This is a genomic window from Shewanella sp. SG41-3, assembly GCF_014164545.1.
Lineage (GTDB): Bacteria > Pseudomonadota > Gammaproteobacteria > Enterobacterales > Shewanellaceae > Shewanella > Shewanella vesiculosa.
In genome coordinates this window covers 1-18,898 of sequence record NZ_JACJFJ010000008.1, presented here as the reverse complement: position 1 = coordinate 18,898, position 18,898 = coordinate 1, and the positions used below count along the sequence as shown (strand labels likewise).

At 42.1% G+C, this 18,898-nt stretch carries 14 protein-coding genes; 2 read left to right on the top strand and 12 right to left on the bottom strand.

Going from position 1 to position 18,898, the window contains the following annotated elements; all coding sequences use genetic code 11:
* Positions 1-526 precede the first annotated feature (526 nt).
* From H5164_RS15460 to H5164_RS15420, 9 genes are all read right to left on the bottom strand, one after another.
* Positions 527-874, bottom strand: a complete 348-nt coding sequence (locus H5164_RS15460) for a hypothetical protein (RefSeq protein ID WP_124016249.1) — start codon at positions 872-874, stop codon at positions 527-529.
* Positions 875-922: 48 nt separating this feature from the next.
* Positions 923-4,135 carry a DEAD/DEAH box helicase gene (locus H5164_RS15455; protein WP_124016250.1) on the bottom strand — a complete coding sequence of 1,071 codons (3,213 nt, stop codon included), beginning with the start codon at positions 4,133-4,135 and terminating at the stop codon, positions 923-925.
* A gap of 675 nt (positions 4,136-4,810) precedes the next feature.
* Positions 4,811-5,935 (bottom strand): HupE/UreJ family protein, encoded by a 1,125-nt coding sequence (locus H5164_RS15450; RefSeq protein WP_273058799.1) that lies wholly within the window; start codon positions 5,933-5,935, stop codon positions 4,811-4,813.
* Positions 5,936-5,945: 10 nt separating this feature from the next.
* Positions 5,946-7,094, bottom strand: a complete 1,149-nt coding sequence (locus H5164_RS15445) for a lipopolysaccharide assembly protein LapB (protein ID WP_182757013.1) — start codon at positions 7,092-7,094, stop codon at positions 5,946-5,948.
* Positions 7,095-7,235: 141 nt separating this feature from the next.
* Positions 7,236-7,778, bottom strand: coding sequence for a cadherin-like domain-containing protein (locus H5164_RS15440; RefSeq protein ID WP_259396128.1), 543 nt, complete (start codon positions 7,776-7,778; stop codon positions 7,236-7,238).
* A gap of 10 nt (positions 7,779-7,788) precedes the next feature.
* Entirely contained in the window at positions 7,789-9,375 is a 1,587-nt protein-coding gene (locus H5164_RS15435; RefSeq protein WP_182757012.1) for a DUF4331 domain-containing protein, read from the bottom strand.
* A 458-nt stretch (positions 9,376-9,833) separates the two neighbouring features.
* Positions 9,834-10,547, bottom strand: coding sequence for an anti-sigma factor domain-containing protein (locus tag H5164_RS15430; RefSeq protein WP_182757011.1), 714 nt, complete (start codon positions 10,545-10,547; stop codon positions 9,834-9,836).
* Positions 10,544-11,080 carry a sigma-70 family RNA polymerase sigma factor gene (locus tag H5164_RS15425; protein ID WP_124016254.1) on the bottom strand — a complete coding sequence of 179 codons (537 nt, stop codon included), beginning with the start codon at positions 11,078-11,080 and terminating at the stop codon, positions 10,544-10,546. The genes H5164_RS15430 and H5164_RS15425 overlap by 4 nt, the downstream gene beginning before the upstream one ends.
* A 223-nt stretch (positions 11,081-11,303) precedes the next feature.
* Positions 11,304-13,256: a monovalent cation:proton antiporter family protein gene (locus tag H5164_RS15420; RefSeq protein WP_182757010.1), complete on the bottom strand. Its 1,953-nt coding sequence runs from the start codon at positions 13,254-13,256 to the stop codon at positions 11,304-11,306.
* Positions 13,257-13,418: 162 nt separating this feature from the next.
* On the opposite strand from H5164_RS15420, the gene H5164_RS15415 reads away from it, so the two are divergent.
* Positions 13,419-14,309: a GGDEF domain-containing protein gene (locus tag H5164_RS15415; RefSeq protein ID WP_182757009.1), complete on the top strand. Its 891-nt coding sequence runs from the start codon at positions 13,419-13,421 to the stop codon at positions 14,307-14,309.
* 86 nt (positions 14,310-14,395) lie between these two features.
* Here H5164_RS15415 and H5164_RS15410 read toward each other — a convergent pair whose 3' ends face one another.
* Positions 14,396-15,847, bottom strand: coding sequence for a RimK family protein (locus H5164_RS15410; RefSeq protein WP_182757008.1), 1,452 nt, complete (start codon positions 15,845-15,847; stop codon positions 14,396-14,398).
* Positions 15,848-15,897: 50 nt separating this feature from the next.
* Here H5164_RS15410 and H5164_RS15405 point away from each other — a divergent pair, with 50 nt between their 5' ends.
* Entirely contained in the window at positions 15,898-17,016 is a 1,119-nt protein-coding gene (locus H5164_RS15405) for a GNAT family N-acetyltransferase/peptidase C39 family protein (protein WP_259396834.1), read from the top strand.
* A gap of 543 nt (positions 17,017-17,559) precedes the next feature.
* Here the strand turns inward: H5164_RS15405 and H5164_RS15400 are convergent.
* Positions 17,560-17,913 (bottom strand): hypothetical protein, encoded by a 354-nt coding sequence (locus H5164_RS15400; protein ID WP_182757007.1) that lies wholly within the window; start codon positions 17,911-17,913, stop codon positions 17,560-17,562.
* 457 nt (positions 17,914-18,370) lie between these two features.
* Positions 18,371-18,676, bottom strand: a complete 306-nt coding sequence (locus H5164_RS15395) for a hypothetical protein (RefSeq protein WP_182757006.1) — start codon at positions 18,674-18,676, stop codon at positions 18,371-18,373.
* Between the last annotated feature and the right edge of the window lie 222 nt (positions 18,677-18,898).

Genomic DNA, 18,898 nt, shown 5'->3' with positions numbered 1-18,898 from the left:
TATCCGATATTATCCCGATTTAAGGTTCCTTGTTTGTACTGGGTTTATCACGACAACATGGGCTCAGCTTTGCAAGAGAGTGAAACCAAGTCGTTTGAACATAAAACTTCTATTTATTAATAGTAGAGCCTCTAGTTATTAATAGCAGAAAAACTTAATCATTTTATGTATTTCCCCTACAATATGAATCATCTTTAATACTCCAACGATATTTGGCTTAACGATAAAGCCCGTCTTTCCACCAGCAATCGTGATTATCTGTAATATGCCATTAGGCAAATGCAATCGACTATGCTGCAAGTGTTCCAGGTAAATAAATTGACCTAATAAGATTATAAGCTGAGAGGAAAAGGGTTGAAGTGATGGTTTTGGGATCATGGCTCAATGAAGCCAAAAGGAGTAATAAAATAAGCGGTCATTGGATCACAGCGTGCTGATTAGGGCGTTAATCTAAGGCTACTTTTAAGCATGAGTTAACGCCCATATCGATTGGAGCAAACATGATATGGGCATAGGCAAAATGCACTTAAATCAGGTCTGACGATATTGAGATAATACCTTTAAAAATAAGCGGATAACGCCTAACCCTCTGACCAATATCATCACTCATCACTTGTCGATATAAACGTTCAATGTCGTCATCATCTTCAAACACTAACAACAATCTGTCGATTGCCGTATGCAGACCTTTCTTCAAGTATGGCTGTGCCTGAAACTCAGCAATATTGTGTCTCACAATCGCTATTTTTTCAGGATGAAGCCGAAGCTCGGCAAACACTTGCTCAAAATACGCCATATGTTGAACAGGTGTGGGCCGATTTGAGCGCCGTTGTCTTGGCTGCGACGAACCTCGTTTAAAGTACACTGCTGGCAATCACGTTACCTCATTAACCATATGTTATTCAATTAACTTCACCGTGAGTTAACTTAATAGAGCCAATAAATCATTGGCACTGCCCTGCCATGGACCTTGAGTACCATCCGATAAAATACTGTCCGCTAAACCTTGCTTATGCTGCTGCATTTCTTGAATTTTCTCTTCAACAGTCCCCTGGGCAATCAGCTTATACACAAAGACCGGATTTAACTGACCAATACGATGGGCACGATCAGTTGCTTGCCTTTCTGCGGCTGGGTTCCACCAAGGATCAAAGTGAATAACGGTATCCGCAGTGGTTAAATTAAGCCCGGTGCCGCCAGCTTTTAAACTGATCAAAAACACTGAGTTGCCGCCTTCTTGAAACGCATCAATTTGGGTTTGACGGTCGCGTGTTTGCCCTGTCAGCTTACTGTAAGTAATCGCCAAGCGTTTTAACTCATCTTCAATCAGCGCTAACATGCCAGTAAATTGGCTAAAGATAAGAATTTTACGGCCATCTTCAATCATGTCAGGCAGGTTTTGGATAAGCCAAGTCATTTTAGCGTTATCTTTTACTTGCTGAGCTTGTTCAAGCTTAACTAAACGAGGGTCGCAACAGGCTTGGCGAAGCTTGAGTAACGCATCTAAAAACTCAATATGGCTGCTCGATACGCCTTTTTTAGCAAACAACTCACGCAATTTTTTCTCCATCACTAAGCGGATAGATTCATATAAATTACGTTGGTCTTTTTCAAGCTCCAAGGTTTGGATTATCACCGTTTTTTCAGGTAACTCTGATACCACTTCCTGTTTAGTGCGTCGCAGCATAAAGGGCGCAATACGCTGGCTCAGTAACAAGGATTTTTCGACATCAGCCTGCTTTTCAATCGGACCACGAAACTGTTTATTAAAGTAAGTATGCTGACCTAATAGACCTGGTAAGCAAAAATCCATCAACGATTTTAATTCACCTAAATGATTTTCAAGTGGCGTACCAGATAAGCACAAGCGGAACTTACCTTTGAGGGTTTTAATGACTTGAGTGACTTTGGCTTGGGCATTTTTAATCTGTTGTGCTTCATCCAAAATAATGTGTTCAAACACATATTCACAGTAAATAGCTTCATCACGCAACATTAAAGGATAAGTGGTCACAACCACATCAAACTGGTTAATTTGGTCTAATAATGGTTGGCGTTTATTACCGTGGATCACCACTACATTGAGCGATGGTGCAAACTTGTTGGCTTCTTTTAACCAGTTACCAACTAAACTGGTCGGGCAGACAATTAAACTGGTGCGATGTTCAGTCGCTTCTTGTTTAGCTTTGAGTAGAAATGCCAAAGCTTGAACAGTTTTACCAAGGCCCATGTCATCGGCTAAAATGCCGCCCAGTTGATATTCCTTGAGGAAACACAACCAATCAAAACCCTGTTTTTGGTAATCACGTAATGTCGCATGTAAACCATTGGGTAATTCAACCGGAACAACCCCTTTGAACTCAGCTAGTTTCGTGGCTAAGTTGCGCACTCGCTCGCCATTAAGCAAACGCACATCGCTAGCAGACAAATCATTTAAAATATGTGCACGGTTACGAGGTATTGCAATTACATCACCAGAATGACGATTAAATAATTCTTGGATAATGCTGATGAGTGGCTTAATGGTTTTGGCTTTAATTTTAATAAAGCCGCCATTAGGGCCAGGTAACAGCAATTCATCGTCATCTGCTGGTTCACCATTTTGTTGTAACCAACGAGCCACTAAAGCCAATAACGGTACACTCTGCCCATCAATGTCGGCACTGAGTGATAACGAAAACCAACCCGACTCATCATCGTCAACCAAGTCGACATCAAGTTGTGCATCAGTAATTTGTAAGTCAAAATCATCATCAAAGTGAATGTCCATGCCCAATGCACTTAACGCATCAAGACCATCACTGGTCAACTCAGACCATTCAAAAATAGACTCAGGTAATAAACCGACACTGACATAATAGGGTTTATGTGAACTGACTAAGACAGGGTCGGGCTCAAGCGTCACTAAGCCAATATCGGTTAATGATTGCAGCGCAGCTAATTCATGATCTACCTGTCGATGCACTTGATATTGCACCTGATCCTTTTTAACTAAGCTAATCCGTTCTGGCTTAGTCGAGGCATTGAAAGTAATTTCACCATAACAATGATCGACTCGAATAACCGGTTGCATGATCTGACTGCTGCTGAAAAACTCACGCGTAAAGGTTAAACGTGTAACCAGTTCCGCGGTTATCTCGCAAAAATCAATCTCGCTTGGAACAGGCACGGTTTTAGGTGAAAAATGTTGCAGCATTTTATGGCTAATCGCATCAACTTGAGCCAATGGCACCGGCGGCATATGCTGTAACAAACTGAGTTTTTTCACGGGTAAATCTGTGTCTATTCGGCCTAAATGCAAATAGTCTAGTTCCACATACAAAGGGGGCTCGGTGGCAATAAACTCCCAATTTTCAAGCCCAGGCATACGCATTTGCATTTGAGTATGTTTTTTATCTATCTCACACCAGATAAACTCTGGGGTAATGGCTTTGGCCCAGGTCAATGGAGTGCGATTTTCTTCCCAAAAACACACTTCGGCGGCAAGCATTTTTGTCAGGGCTAAAAATGAAATTTCGCCATCGATATAAATTTTTGAGCCTTGATTGTTAGATGATAATAGCAAGCTAATAATTTGTTTATCTTCAGGATCTATCCACCAAGGCATGCTATAACGAATATCGGCTAATGCCAGCTTACTGCCTTTATTATATTGATCTTTTTTATTTAATTTGCTGCGTTTGAATTCGACAAAAATGCCGTGAGGATCATTAGATAACACATAGATAATGCGGTCTTTTTCTTCCTCTTCATCTTCAAATTCTGCTACCGTTTTTTGTTCATCAAGTTGGCGTAACCATTGATGAATGCGCTGTTCTTCAACCGGTTTTTTATCCACCAGTGCCAGCATAGCTGCAGCAACGTGTTTACAATTGGTTCTGACCGGACAAGTACAATGAGATCGCATCACAATTTTGTGATTAACGTTGACTAGGGTAATTTCTTGACGATAAGGTTCGGCAGCAGATCCCTCTACATAGGCCTCAATATCATGGTTGTTACTGCTGGCAGTAACTTCGAGTACCCGGCCTTGGATCAAATAGTTTTGCGCTTTTTGAATTTGCGTGGCCGAAAACAGTTTCGCAATCATCTCTAATGAAAGCTTAATGGGAAGATTAAACAGTTTCGCCGACATCAATATACCTAATAAAACCGCAGCAAAATAAACACTGGCTGCTGATAAAAAAGTTAACTTGCCATTCTATGGAAGAAAGCGGGCAATATCTAGGCTTAGCTGGTGTTTCGGACAAAAAACTCGTTCAAACACACTATATTATTGAGATTACGCACTCAGCGTTACTATCAATACACAGATACAGCAGCAAACCGAACCATCATACGAATTAACCCGTAAAAAAGTTTTACTTATGTTTGCGACAAATTAGCAAAACCAGTGGCAAACTGGTTTTATGCGACCATTGTTATAATATTATGCCATTAAACGGCAATTGAGACGGGCAATAACCTAGAGGTTTTTTAACGGGTAATGTATCGCCAATCAATATGAATCATCAGTATTGGTTATCAGGTTGTGGCGATGAAAAGATGGCCATAGAGTGTGCCTATTGTTGCTAAGGGATAGTACTTAGAGATATGGCTTAAAGACATTGGGCTTAGTCCAATGCTACTGGGTTAACACTGCTGCTTAAGGGTATGTTAAAGGCTAGTGACCAGACAGTCATGTTGGCGCATTTCTGTATAACCAATACCAGTAAGCGCTAACGCCACGCAGTTTAATCCATTGCCGAGAGTGTAATCTTAATAACAAGTCGCCACAGATAAGCCTGGCGACTTGTTTATTAAACCAATATCAGAAACGCTCTACCGACCACTGAATCGCCATCAAGCCAATCGCGATAGATCCAAGCTGCATGCCCCAGTTTCGATACCAGTTTGTATGGCGTAAAAAGATTAATAACGGCAGCACTAGAGCTAGAATCGCCAGTTGGCCAATTTCAACGCCGACATTAAAAGCTAAAATCGCTAATAGTTTTTGATTTTCTGGCAGTCCAAGTTCACCTAATACTCCCGCGAACCCCATACCGTGCAATAAACCAAATGCAAAGGTAATCCAGCCTAATCGCAACACAATCGGCCAAACATTATTTAGTGCGGCAAACAATACCGATAATGCAATACCCAGCTCAACCCAATGGCTACTAAAATTGAGTATCCCTAATGCTGTGGCCGTTAATGTCACAGAATGCGCTAGTGTAAACGCGGTAATAATCCATGCTGTGTCTTTAAATATTTGCTTAGGATTGTCTATCGGATTCCATTTTCTCTGTTCACGCACTAATACGCAGGTTAACAATAACGCCAGCAGAAATAGAACATGGTCAGTGCCCTTCCAAATATGAATAATCCCTTGATACACATATTCAGTAAATGTGTCACTCACCTGACTTTCACCTAAGTTAATCAATATTATGCGGTTATCATTGCTGATCACACGAGCATATTGATGATCGGACGTGATAATTGTCGTGATAGCTTTATGATCGGAGTCGATATTAAAAAAAGCATTATAATTTATCGATAACGGGCCAGAGCTATCGCAGGCAGCGTTAAATGAACTAACCAAATACCCTTCACTAAAATGCTGATCAATTTGCTGGATTGGATTAAAACTGAGCGGACAATCTTGTTGCCTACTGATCATTAATGATGCGCGTAAATAATCCATCACCGCCACTTGATGAGCTTGTAACTCTGCCCAAGTAAGTTGGCCATCTTGATTGTCATCAATAGAAACGATTTGGTTGATATCGAAAAGGCGCACTTGCCAAGTCCCGTCAACTTGCCCTTGCTTATCCAAGTTAACAGCCAAATAACTGGTGCTCATTTGATGACCAAAACTGACATGACTGAACAGCAACAGTAGCAATAATAAACCGCCTTTTATCATCGAAGAAAATCCTGTTAATGCTTTCACTGATTTATCCTTAGCCTGCTAAATTTTCGACAGTAAGATTGCCACTAGCTTGTACTGACTTTTTATCATTTTTAGCCTGACTGAACAATGCCTTAGCTTGCTCTAATAGCATTCTGTCATTAGTTTGACGTGCTACCTGCCAGTTTATTTTAGCCCAGTAAAGTGCTTTTTTGGGCTGTACATCAACCTTTAAGTAATATTGTGCTAAATCGGATGCATGCAAGCTGTCATGTCTTTGCTCGCGCAGTGTCACGCGTTGGGCAAAAGCCCATTGCCATTTTACAGTATTGCCAAGGTGTTTTTCCGCTATGGCAAGGCGCAACAGTAATGCATCATCCTGCACGGGATGTTGCTCAATGACGTTAGACAGTTTGTCGTACACAACTTGATGCTGATTAAGTGACAACTGCACATCTGACCATAAGGCTAATAAACTGACTGGCGCATTATCCATGTTCGCCTGATCTAAATAGCCTAATGCTGCTTCTGCTAAATCTTGCTTTAATGCCATATCTGCAAGAATTTGCACAAGCCAAGTCTTTTCTGGTTCATTCGCCGGCTGATACAAGCGATACAAACGAGCCAATTCTTGATAGCTTTCGGCCAGTTTGCCATTTTGGCTAGCGACCTCTAGAGCACAGGTAGAAATCAATAAAATATCGGCTTTACCGATTAACGTTAAACACGCTTGTCTTGCTGCGACAATATCCCCCTGTACCAGATGAATATTGGCTTTTAATAACCAACTGTTAACCGCGGTTGGCTTTAATTCAATGGCGCGATCTAACGCTTTTAATGCCCGATCGAATTGATGCTGATGTTGTAATACCCGAGCATATAAGTAATAGGTTTGCGCATTGGGACTGGCATGAGCCATCTTGGTTTGTAACCAAGCTTTTGCGCGGCCATAACGGTAATCCGCCTCACCAGGATATTGTCCTTGTTCAATAAAATCACTGATGTCATCTAAACTCATCTGTTGATCGGTATCATTAAACACCTTCCAAGTTGCAATAACTTCGTTGTTATCCTTAGGTGTATAGGGCGCCGCAAGGCTATTACCGATTAACAATAAGCATAGGCTGACAAACATGCTCATATTAACCATAGAGTGCCGGTACTTTATCATTTGTGTTAACCGCCCTGTTGTCACTTGCATAACGCCTCCAAAATGCCATCCTTGGTCATTTATACCCTGTAATGCACCACTAACACCCTATTAATAAGATGATTAATCGCTGCAATAGCAGGGTATATTGTCCTATTTATATTGTTACCTGAGCTAATAGCAAACGCACTCTTAGTCGAGTAATAAGTCATCGTAAAAATCAGTCGTTGATACATCGTTGTCAACCACACGGCCATTAACACGCAAAGGTGCTGCTTGGCTTGGTTGTGAAAATGCCTGACGACTTAAACTTGAAAACATCACTTGCTCAGCATCAATAGTAATGCTTACCAGCGCAGTAACAGGATCATTTACGCCATCGCTCACAGCCAAGGTAAAACTGTCCATGCCAGTGACTTCATTTGCCGGAGTATAGGTAAACTCACCATTTGCCATTAAGCTCAGCGATCCCAACGTGGGCTCATTCACTAGCGTAAACGTCAGGGTATCGCCGTCCTTGTCGGTGGCAGCTACTTGATCGGTTACCGCAGTTTCAGTCACAGTAGACAGCATCAAACCACTTACCATAGGCGCACTGTTTTTAACCATTGCCATTGGATCATCATCTGAGTTACACCCAGCTAATAATCCTGCGCTGATCACACTGACTAATACCACTGGCTTAGCCATAGCGTTAATAAGCTGGCGAGTCGCATATTGAATAGAAGTATTCATCTTGTGTTCCTTATTTTGAGCCAGAAAGTGGCGTCGCTAAATAGGGGAAGTGATCCATCATCATAGTCGCATCAACCGGTGCGCCATCGGTAAATGGCACAGTACCAACGCTGGCATCATCACTAGTACAAAGGCCTAAATCAGTATCTGTTCCATTAACTGGGATCGGGTAACATAAACGTCCCATGACCACGCGCAGGGCAATATCAACGACATCATCACCAGGACGACGACCATTAGGGAAACCAGCTAAATCATCGCCTGCAACACCAAAAGCGGACTGCATATCGCGAGGTTTTGCTGGAATACCGGTGTTAAGACGCAACATTTCTGATGGCGTCACCGTTTCAAGTTGGTTAACACCGGCAAAGCCTGTTAGAAATGCAGTAACGAGATCATTACGAGGGAAATTGGTTGGTGCTAATGTCTCAATATTTGTGCCTAAAGTTTGATTAACTGCATCTTTAAACAAAATATTGAGCAATTCAGGTAAGCTTGGGTGGGTGACATAATCAGCAAACTGAGTATCATCTTTAGGCTGTGAAGTCGAAAAGGTGTCTTTGTCTTTTAGGCCAATCACTAACTCGTTCACCAGCGGATTACCTAGACGAGAGACTTGAGTTAATGCCCCACCGTTAACTTCAGTTTTACCTACTTTTGCATTTGGATTTAAAATACGCGCTTGCGGTAAACTGGCGGTAGTCCATGCACCGATAGTGCCGTTACCTTGAGTGGTTAAACATGTCTTTGGTACTTCAATTGAAATGGCTGTAACATTTTTATCCATTAAGTCATCATTATCGGCTGATTGGGTAATACCACCTGGAAAACCGCCTTGATCACCAGCACCCGGAGCACTATCACCTTCCACTGGTACATAGTTTACTAAGTCAAAAGTTTTGCCTAAGTTAACCACGAAAGGGTCTTTACGTTGACCGACAAACACCTTACCAGGGCTGGCACAACCGTCGAGGTTAAATTCGTAAATAAATTGTCCAGCATAGCTTGCATAAGCGCTGCTATCACCGAAACTTTTATTACCAATATAATCCAGAGGTTTATGGAACATCCCGCCAGCAGTATTGCTCAACACTGTTGCATTACCGCTATTTTGTGGTCCTTTAACAAGTGTTAACTGATACGACTCGCTAAAATTTGCCGCACTTTGATCTGCTGCTGTAATGCCACCAATATTTTTAAGCGGGACTGACACACTGCGTTGATTTCCAGCTGGACCAACCGTTAACGCAATACCTTGATTATTATTGGCAAGCTCATTGGTAAAGTTAAATTGAAAGGTTAAATCTTCTACTGCATCACCGTCGTTATCGATATGAATGCTGTATACCGCAGCAGGATCCATCGCATAATAGTTAGGTCCGCCGTAGGCGTCTTGCAATGGAATATAGTTAGCGATAAGGGTAACGTAATCTTCACGCCCTGCTTCATAACTGTTAAATGCATAAAAATCGGTAGAATCTAATGTCGGAAAACGCGTGATATTTGGTGCTTCTCGATGACTTGAAGCAAATGCATTAGCGCCTAACAAAGTGCTGCATACCATACTGGCGATTAGGGATATTTTTAGTACTTTCATGACCATTTCCTTATTGTGTAGTAGAGTCATGTAAGTAAACGGCTCAGGTTCCATTTTGGATGCAGAATTTAGCCATTATTGTTGCATTAATTTTAAAATAAAAATAAATTAACACTAAGACGCTGAATTATAAAGATTATAAACCTGTGCTTAATTTGAATTATTTTTGATGATTTTTGAATATTTGTTGATAATCATCTGAAACCTTATCGATTTTGCATCAATAATGCAGCTTGATACCCAGTAAACCTGAGTACATTCACCCCGTCACGGTTCGTCATGATCAATTCCTGCTAGAGTGATAATTTAGTGATAATTTCGCGATAATAAAATCTTTCCCCATAAAAAACGGCCAAGGATATCTCCTTTGGCCGTTTCGATTTATGCTTCAGCTTATTGTTGCGTGAATAAGCATTTACACATCATTGTTATACCGTATTCACAGATCCATCAATGGATTATAAAATTGCCAGCTCTGCGGTATACAACACTTCAGTAGGCATGCCATTCGGTGAACCGTTTAAAGGCTCTAAACTGACCGCCAAAGCAACAATATCGACATCATCAAACTGACTATTTTTCGCTAAACTCAGCTTGCCCGATTTAGGTAACAAGCCCAATGAGATTGGGTTTTCAACACCTTTCGCCACCATCCACAACTCATAATCTTTGTTCGGTAAAGGTTTTAGGTTACTGGTAGAGCGAACTTCAATAGTATTGGCCGTGACTTCAATAAGCCATAATGCTTTAGCTTGCGCACTTTGTACAACGGCAACTTGTTGCGGCGCCGCGACGGGCACAGGTTGGTTACTCACCAGGATGACCGCCATAATAATGGCTGCGGCTGTGGCCATGGAGGCCAAGCCTTTCCAGACGCGATGGCGAGTTGTTAAAGGCACGACATTGAGTGTCTCTGGTGCTTGAGTGTGGCTCAAATTGTCAACAAAACCCAGCGTATGACGAATATTTTGCCACACACGATCATCAGGTTTTACCGGAGGTAATAACTGGTTCATACCATGTAAATGTTGCTCCCATAACCAAGTGCTTTCACGCAGGCTAGGTATTTGCATCATTAATTTTTGAAACCGACGTCTAGCTTGGCCTCGCAATGTGCCCAGCACATATTCTGCAGCCAAGGCATCTTTCAATTGAGGATCATGATAATTCATAACGATAAACACCTCTGTAATTGCTGTAAACCACGACGGATCCAACTCTTAATCGTGCCCAAAGGTAAGTCTAGGTGCCCAACCACTTCATGATGCGATAAACCATTGTAGTACGCTAAATGAATCGCTTGTTTTTGCTGCGGTTCAAGCTCGCTCATACATTGATCGAGTTGATTTTTATGCACTTGCGGACCGTCGTCATTGCTGGGCTCATCAAAAATCGCTTCTTGGCCCTCTTCAAGCGGATCTTCTTTTCTGACTTTTTGATAACGCAGCATGTCTAATGCTCGGTAACGCACTATGCTGATCATCCAAGTGAGTACCGATCCTTTGCCATGTTGATATTCGGTCGCGTTATGCCAAATTTTTACGTAGGCTTCTTGCAGCACCTCTTCAGCCAGCTCTCGTCGACCGAGCATTTTCAAACTAACCGCAAATAATTGACTGCTAGTCGACTGGTATAAATCAGCAAAAGCTTGTTTATCTCCATCCGCACTGGCACTCAGTAAGTTAAGTAATGTGTCTTGATCCATAATATGCCACGCTTCCCGGTAATGATTCGATGTCGTTAATACGGGCTGTTACTGCATATATAGAATAAAAAAAGCCCTTCAGAGTGTATACGTTACAGCCTGCTAATTGGATGCAAGTTTGATAAAAAACGATCAGCGCCCTTTAACATACTGATCCTATGATTGAGAAAATTGATGAAGTAGAAGAGTTATACTCCAGAAAAGTGATGCAAACAGGGAACCACTATCCCTGCAGCAAGTACTCTTCAGCTTTTTCGATACTGCGCGGTTTACCCACCAGCATTAAAATATCATTACGCCTTAACACCCACTCTGGTGGCGGAGGATTAATCTCCTCCCCTTTACGACGCACAGCTCTAAGTTCAACGTCTAATGCTTGCCATGGAATATCAGCAACGGTTTTCCCCACAGCACTGGCTCTTGACGCCAGTGATACTGCATGGAGTAAATCCAGAGTGAAATCAGTTTCGGTGCCCGAAAAAAAACCGTGTAAATATTGGTAATGGTTACGTCGCTCTGATTCTAAACGCTTAATAATACGCGCTAATGGTACTCCACATTTAAACAAGACTTGCGAAACCAGCATCAAACTGCCTTCAAGGGATTCAGGAATCACTTGGGTTGCGCCGGCTTCTTTAAGCTCATGCAAGTTAGCATCATCGCGGGTACGCACGAGTATTTTTACATCGGGAGCAAGCTTGCGTGCTACGGCTAAACACTCTTCAGACTGGCGTGGCTCACAAAATGTCACCACCACTAAACTGGCATCACGGATGCCCATCTTCTTTAACAGTGCCATTCTGCAAGCATCACCAAAATGAATGTTCTCGCCCGCCGCTCTGGCCTCTGACACGCGGGTGGGGTCTAAATCGAGTACCATGTATGGCACGGCTTCTTTTTTCAAAAAGCGCGCTATTGTTTGCCCTACTCGGCCATAACCTAAAATAAGCACCACGTCACTTTCATCAGAATGAGGTAAAACAACCTCAATAGGCTCAGATTTAGCTGCTAACTTGTTACCGCTAACCTTTTTAGCGATATCAAGGCTATGGCGGATCAACCAAGGTGCCATAGACATAGAGATCACTGCCACAGCAACTAATACTGTGCTGACTTCGTTATTGAGCACTTGATAATTCACCGCCAATGCCAATAACACAAAACTAAACTCACCCACTTGACCTAAACTGATTGCCGTACTGAGTGATACCTTAGTATTTTCGCCTACAAGCTTGAGTAAACCATGCACGATCAAAATTTTAGTCAGTACCACTGCGACTAAAATTAATAGCACTTGCCACCAATATTGCATCACCAGGTTGAAATCCAGTAGCATGCCGATTGAGATAAAAAACAGGCCCATTAATAAATCACGAAACGGCCTAATATCAGCCTCTAACTGACGTCGGTACTGACTTTCGCCCAGTAGCATACCAGCAATAAACGCCCCTAATGCCATTGACAGTCCAAGCCATTGAGTAAACGCGCCCGTCACTAAGGCCACAACTAAGGTCGATAATACAAATAACTCATTTGAGCGTGAGCGAGCCACTTCATCGAAAATACGTGGCAGTATCCACTTACCAAATGACATTAAGCCGACAAAAGCCAAAATACCAGTGAGTAATTCCCACATAATACTGTTGAAGCTCATTTCCACATCGCCTTTGGCTAACAGCGGCATTAAAATCAATAACGGCACTACGGCTAAGTCTTGAAATAACAACACACTGACGGATAATTCGCCATGCCTGCGCCTTAACCAGTTTTGTTCGTTTAGCAACTTTAATACAATGGCCGTTGACGACAAGGCAATGGCTGAACCAATCACTATTGCGGCCACTAAATCCTGGCCAACCAACATGGCGATGCCGCCAGCCACAAAAGCCGTTATCAACATTTGGGCGCTGCCCAAGCCAAACACTGTGCGGCGCATGGCCCACAATCTAGGCACAGAAAACTCCAGCCCTAAAGTGAACATCAATAGCACGACACCTAACTCAGCCACAGACTGCATTTGTAACTGGGTAAACCAATGGAAACCACTGGGACCGCTGACCACCCCAGTGAGTAGATAAGCTAAAATGGCAGGTAAGCCGAGACGGCGTAATAATGCAATCGCCACAATCGCAATCACAAGCATCGACAAAATATGGATAAAAATGCTGTGTTCCATTATGGCTTTGGCTCCTCGTCAAAAAAGTGTCGAAAGGGAAATAAAACGTTTTCTAAATACTACAGTAAAACAACAAGCAACTAATAACTATAGAAAAATTTTCATAGGCACGCTTTTTGCTAATAAATTGACAATTAGTTGTAACGTACTGGAGTAAATACTATGGATTTCGCGCTAGCAACAGAGTTCTATCCTGATGATTACTGGTACCGTTCAGACGCTTACTTAAATCGAGAGTCTGATCTAGACCTTGTTCAAGTAATTCAACAACTACATGGAAGTTTAGATCCTCGGACAGTTTTTGCCTGTTTTGGCAAAGTCCTAGGACAACATTTGCCGATTAAAGGACTGCAGTTGACCCTAGATAAACAAAAATTTGTTTGGGGACGTCATTACGGTATTGAATTAAAACATACTATTAACGATAACAATGACAGCTTTGCTATCACTTATCAGTTGTCTGTGCCACTCAACTCGGCGCAGAAGAAATTATTACAACGGCTTGAAAACATGCTCATTCAACCGTTTAATAATGCATTAAAATATCAAGCAATGTCTAATCAAGCCATGTTTGATGCGCTAACTAATTTAGGTAATCGATATTATTATCGTCAAGCTCTTGATATTGCATTAGCCCGAGCGAATCGCAAACAAGGTCAGGTATCATTAGTGGTATTAGATTTGGATAAGTTTAAACAACTCAATGACGTACATGGCCATAAAGCCGGTGATTACGTTTTAGTAGGGTTTGCAGCATTAATTAGTGAAGCGATCCGTAATACGGACCAAGCTTTCAGAATTGGTGGTGATGAGTTTGTGATTATTACTCAAGGAAATGCAGATGCAGCGGCAATTATTTGCCAACGTATTATTGATATGATGCCAAAACATGCTGAACTGACCGAATATAATATTCAATGCAGTTTAGGCATTGCGCAATCATTACCACAGCAACAAGCAGAAAACTTATATGAGCGAGCGGATAAAGCCATGTATGCAGCAAAAGCAGCCGGACGTAATTGTTTTCGGGTCTGTGAAAACAGCATAATATAACGCCGCAAATGCGTAATACAGTACACAACTAATTAACCAAAAAAGACCTTAACAGGTCTTTTTTGCCATAGTCTACGCTATTGAGATTACATTCCGCGAAGCTGAATACGCCTTAAAAATTCAGTCATCACCCTGTCGTAAACTAAATCCCCTAAAAACAAATCTTCTACGCCATGGTCAATACTCGGATTGTCATTCACTTCAATGACATAAGCCTTACCGTCAATTTCTTTTAAATCGACACCATACAAACCAGCGCCAATTAAGTTTGATGCTTTAACCGCCGCATCAACAATATTTTGCGGCACCATTTTTAAATCGATACAGTCAAAATCACCACTACTGACACGGCCGCTTTGATGATGTTGATAAATCTGCCAGTGACCACGACTCATAAAGTAACGACAGGCATAAATAGGTTGGCGATTTAGCACGCCAATGCGCCAATCATAATCGGTAGGCATAAACGCTTGCGCTAAAATTAACGCACTGTGCTCGAAGATAATCGATGCTTGTTCAAGTAAGGTTTCACGGTCGTTCACCTTAACAACCCCAAGGGAAAATGCCCCATCGGGTACTTTAAGTACAATCGGTAATCCTATGGTATTAATCACATTATCGGCCCAGTTTTTATCCGAGGCTTTAAAGATGACACTTTTAGGCACTGGCACTTTATGTTTGTTTAATAGCTCGGTCAAAAACACCTTGTTAGTGCACTTCATAATGGATTCAGGGTCATCCATTACCACCAAGCCAAGTTGCTCTGCCGCTTTCGCAAATCGATAAGTAAAGTTGCTGATATTGGTGGTAGAGCGAATAAATAAGCCATCGAACTCACTTAACCGCGCCAAATCGTGAGAACCAATTTGGACTAAATCCATGCCGATACGATTAGCCGACTTAGTAAATAACTTCAGCGCCGCTTTATCTGATGGTGGCATTTTCTCATGCTCATTCACCAGCATGGCGATTTCATAACGATAGCGTTTCGACGGTTTAGGTAAACGCCATACTTTTTGTGAAAACACCTCTAAATACTTAGCGAATAAATCTTGTTCTGATTCGGTTAAGTCTTGAAAAGCCGCAGGCTCAATGGAGCCAACTTGCCACTTTCCTGACATTTTTAACAAACTCACTTGCAATACCGGCACGGTAAAACGTTCAAAAATTTTGCGAGCAAGCTTGTCAAGCGACGGATTATCACAATAGCCAAAATAGAGCTTCATGGATATTTCAGTCACAGTATCAGACAGCTTATCTAAACCAGCTTGAGGTAAACTAAAAAAACGGTCCTGAGATAAATCATTAATGGTCATCACACGCGGGATCACCCGGTGACCGCGTGCTTCAGCCATTAATGAACAGTAATAACCAGTGCTTAAATAATCATAACTGCGACACAAGTTAATCACTTGCATGGCACTTTGCTCGGAAAACGCCCCCATTTCTAAATAATCATGCACTGTGACCATATGGTCACTGGGTAAATAGGGACGCCAATCATTAACATCGTCGGTGACAATTAAAAAATGAGCCATAAATATCGATTGCCTCTTGTGCGGTTTAGCGCGTAAATTAAGTCACTATCATGTTTGCCAACTCGAGCCAACTCATGCTGCTTCGTCAAGCTATTCCCAGCGATTTATCCCAGCTTAACCAAATCGAATCCAATGCCTTTAGTGGTGATAAAATCAGCTCTCGGCAGATGAAACGCTTTATAAACTCGCCACTGGACAGCTTATTAGTCGCCGACATAGACGGCACCCTTGCAGGTTATGCATTGGTGCTATTTCATCGTGGCACACGTCTAGCAAGGCTATACTCTATTGCTGTTGCGAGCGAATTTAGAGGTCGCAACATTGCCTTTGAACTGGTCAAAAAATGTGAACATACCGTGGTCGAGCGCGGCTTCATTACATTACGCCTAGAAGTGCGAAACGACAACATCGCGGCCAAAAATCTTTATTTAAAAATGGGTTATAAAGTACTCAAAACCTTAGTGCATTATTACGATGACTTAGCTGATGGCGTGCGCATGCACAAACGCTTAGACCCGCCAGGGCCAAGCAAAGTCATCAAGATGCCTTTGTATGTGCAAACCACACCCTTTACGTGTGGCGCCGCTTGCTTAATGATGGCCATGAGTGCGCTAAAAACGCACTATAATCCGAGCCGAGTTGATGAGTTGAGTATTTGGCGCGAAGCCACCACTATTTTTATGACCAGCGGTCATGGTGGTTGCAGTGTGCATGGTTTGGCTTTAGCAGCCATAAAGCGCGGATTACAGATTGAGATGTACAGCCAGTCAACGTCAGTCCCCTTTATTGATAGCGTTCGTGACAGCAACAAAAAAGCCGTCATTACTATAGTGCATGACGACTTTTGTCAGCAATTAGCCTCACAAGGAATTCAGATCCACAATGCATCACCCAGTCTGACTCAACTTCGACATTGGATTGACAGCGGTTATGCTGTGTTATTGATGATCAGCACCTATCGATTTAATGGCGAGAAAGGCCCGCATTGGGTGGTATTAAGTGGTTACAATGAACAGTTTATGTTTATTCACGACCCGTTTGTTGAAGCACAGAAAGATGCCATTAATGCGGCTTATGTACCGATTAGCCAATCGGAGCTGGCACAGGTGATGCAGTATGGGAAGCAGAAACAGGTTTCTTGTTTAGTGGTGAAGTCATCTTTGGCTTAATGATGGTTAAGCTTTTTATGGCCTGCGGCCACAACTGGCTTTGCAAACTTCGTTTGAATTGAGATCGCAAGGTTCCACCCTGCACGGGCCAAAAGGGGATCAACAGCAATCCCCTCTTGGATCACCCCTGCCGTTCCGGCAACATTTTCGCTTTTTAACCAAACAACAGCAGCGAAAAAATTGCGACGGAAATTACTCTAGCTTTTGACTTCGTTTGCAGCCATCTTCGGCCCATCTTACAATAAAGAGTGAAAATGCTAACGCTTCCGATGGGGCGTCCCTTCCCCTCGAAAGCTAGCTCGCCATCCTTGGCTAGCTCACGTATTCTTTTGTAAGGAGTCTTCAACGGCCTCAAGTTCAGAGTTGAATTTAGGCATTTTCATAAAAAACTAACTCGTTTTTGGACAGAAACGAGCTAGGTTTCCAAATCTAATTCGTAAGTTTAGGATTAAAATTTCTATGGATTAACGCTTTAAACAGCGGAAAGTCCGAGCGTATAGGCCGTTGTTTGGCCTGCGAGGGATTTTCCGATGGTTTAACTTGTTATATGTCCCATGCGACATCAGTAACGCCCTCAATGTTTTTTGCGATGTTTTCGATAACTTGTCTTGCTTTCAATTCAGGTGACTTATTGACTTTACCAAAAAACTTCTTAAAAAAGGAGATGCGTTGTTCTGGCCAAATCTGCCATAAAGGAGTTTCCGATTCCTCGTCATTTTTACCGAGGTACACATCAACCATCACTCCGTCGATGTTCATAGCAATACTAAACATATAATCACTGTCGATAGGAGATTCTGGATTAAAATTCAACTTTTTAAGTTCAGAAAACACATACTCAGCAAGAGATTTATTAGATTTAAACATCGCTGATTTGAAATACAGGTTATCACTCACCTCGGTTCCTCCTTGGACATATAACGCAAAGCTTTGGGGCGGCTGGAGCGCAGCGTAAGCCGTCCCAGCCACGATAGTGGCGACAACAGCGTCTTGTTATGAGTCTTTGTTAACATTGCCGTCCTGATCATATTTTGGTTCTTTTAGCTTAAATTCCCCAAATAAAACGAGATAAATCAGAGAGAAAACCCCTACTATTCCAAAAATGAATACAACCCAAAAAATGAAGAAGTTGTCATTCCGAATAAAGCTAAAGCTTTTAAAATGGATTATGCCGCTCTGATATGACCGATATAAACTGCTCGATATAGGCCAGATAAGTAACATTAACAAGATATCTAATAATCCAAACCGCTTGCTAAATCCAGGAATCTTCATCTAAAACTCATAACGCCCCGCGCATGCGCGCGAACGTGTGAGCGTCGCAGGGGCCGCAGGCCCCGAATGCCGCGGTTTGTTATGTGTTTGGGTAGTAAACAATTGAGCTACCCTCGTTTAAAGCTTCTTCGTAAAATCCAGTAAAACCGCGAAAACTATCTGTATCTAGTACATCAACCTTTAGCGGCTTACCAGTGAGATTTTTTAAGTTAGCAAAGCCAAACTTTGCGCATTCCGTAGTCGCGGATTCAAAATTCGGATGTTCACTGTCCTGCGCCAAAAATAACATGCACTTATGAACGTGATTCATTTCAGGGTGGTTGTAATCGTATTCGTTACCACCAACAAACTCACCTTCAAATCCGTATAAAACTACAGTCTTCACGAAGCATCCTTACACATAACGCCTAATTAACGGGCTAAAATGGTAGCGTAGCGAACAGCCCGCTGTTTTTAGTCCTGTTGAATTTCTTGTTATGTTACTTTTCTAGTTGACCACTTACCATACAGGAAAAGGAACAAAACACCTTGAGTTAAACTGTTTAAAAATAGAACTAACGACTGAAGTACAATATGTAAATCATTAAAATATTGAAACAAGACCCAC

Coding starts and splice junctions, on each gene's coding strand:
- H5164_RS15425 (WP_124016254.1), bottom strand. CDS start 11,080: ATGGATCAAGACACATTACTTAACTTACTGAGTGCCAGTGCGGATGGA.
- H5164_RS15430 (WP_182757011.1), bottom strand. CDS start 10,547: ATGAATTATCATGATCCTCAATTGAAAGATGCCTTGGCTGCAGAATAT.
- H5164_RS15420 (WP_182757010.1), bottom strand. CDS start 13,256: ATGGAACACAGCATTTTTATCCATATTTTGTCGATGCTTGTGATTGCG.
- H5164_RS15410 (WP_182757008.1), bottom strand. CDS start 15,847: ATGGCTCATTTTTTAATTGTCACCGACGATGTTAATGATTGGCGTCCC.
- H5164_RS15405 (WP_259396834.1), top strand. CDS start 15,898: ATGTTTGCCAACTCGAGCCAACTCATGCTGCTTCGTCAAGCTATTCCC.
- H5164_RS15455 (WP_124016250.1), bottom strand. CDS start 4,135: ATGTCGGCGAAACTGTTTAATCTTCCCATTAAGCTTTCATTAGAGATG.
- H5164_RS15435 (WP_182757012.1), bottom strand. CDS start 9,375: ATGAAAGTACTAAAAATATCCCTAATCGCCAGTATGGTATGCAGCACT.
- H5164_RS15440 (WP_259396128.1), bottom strand. CDS start 7,778: ATGAATACTTCTATTCAATATGCGACTCGCCAGCTTATTAACGCTATG.
- H5164_RS15445 (WP_182757013.1), bottom strand. CDS start 7,094: ATGCAAGTGACAACAGGGCGGTTAACACAAATGATAAAGTACCGGCAC.
- H5164_RS15415 (WP_182757009.1), top strand. CDS start 13,419: ATGGATTTCGCGCTAGCAACAGAGTTCTATCCTGATGATTACTGGTAC.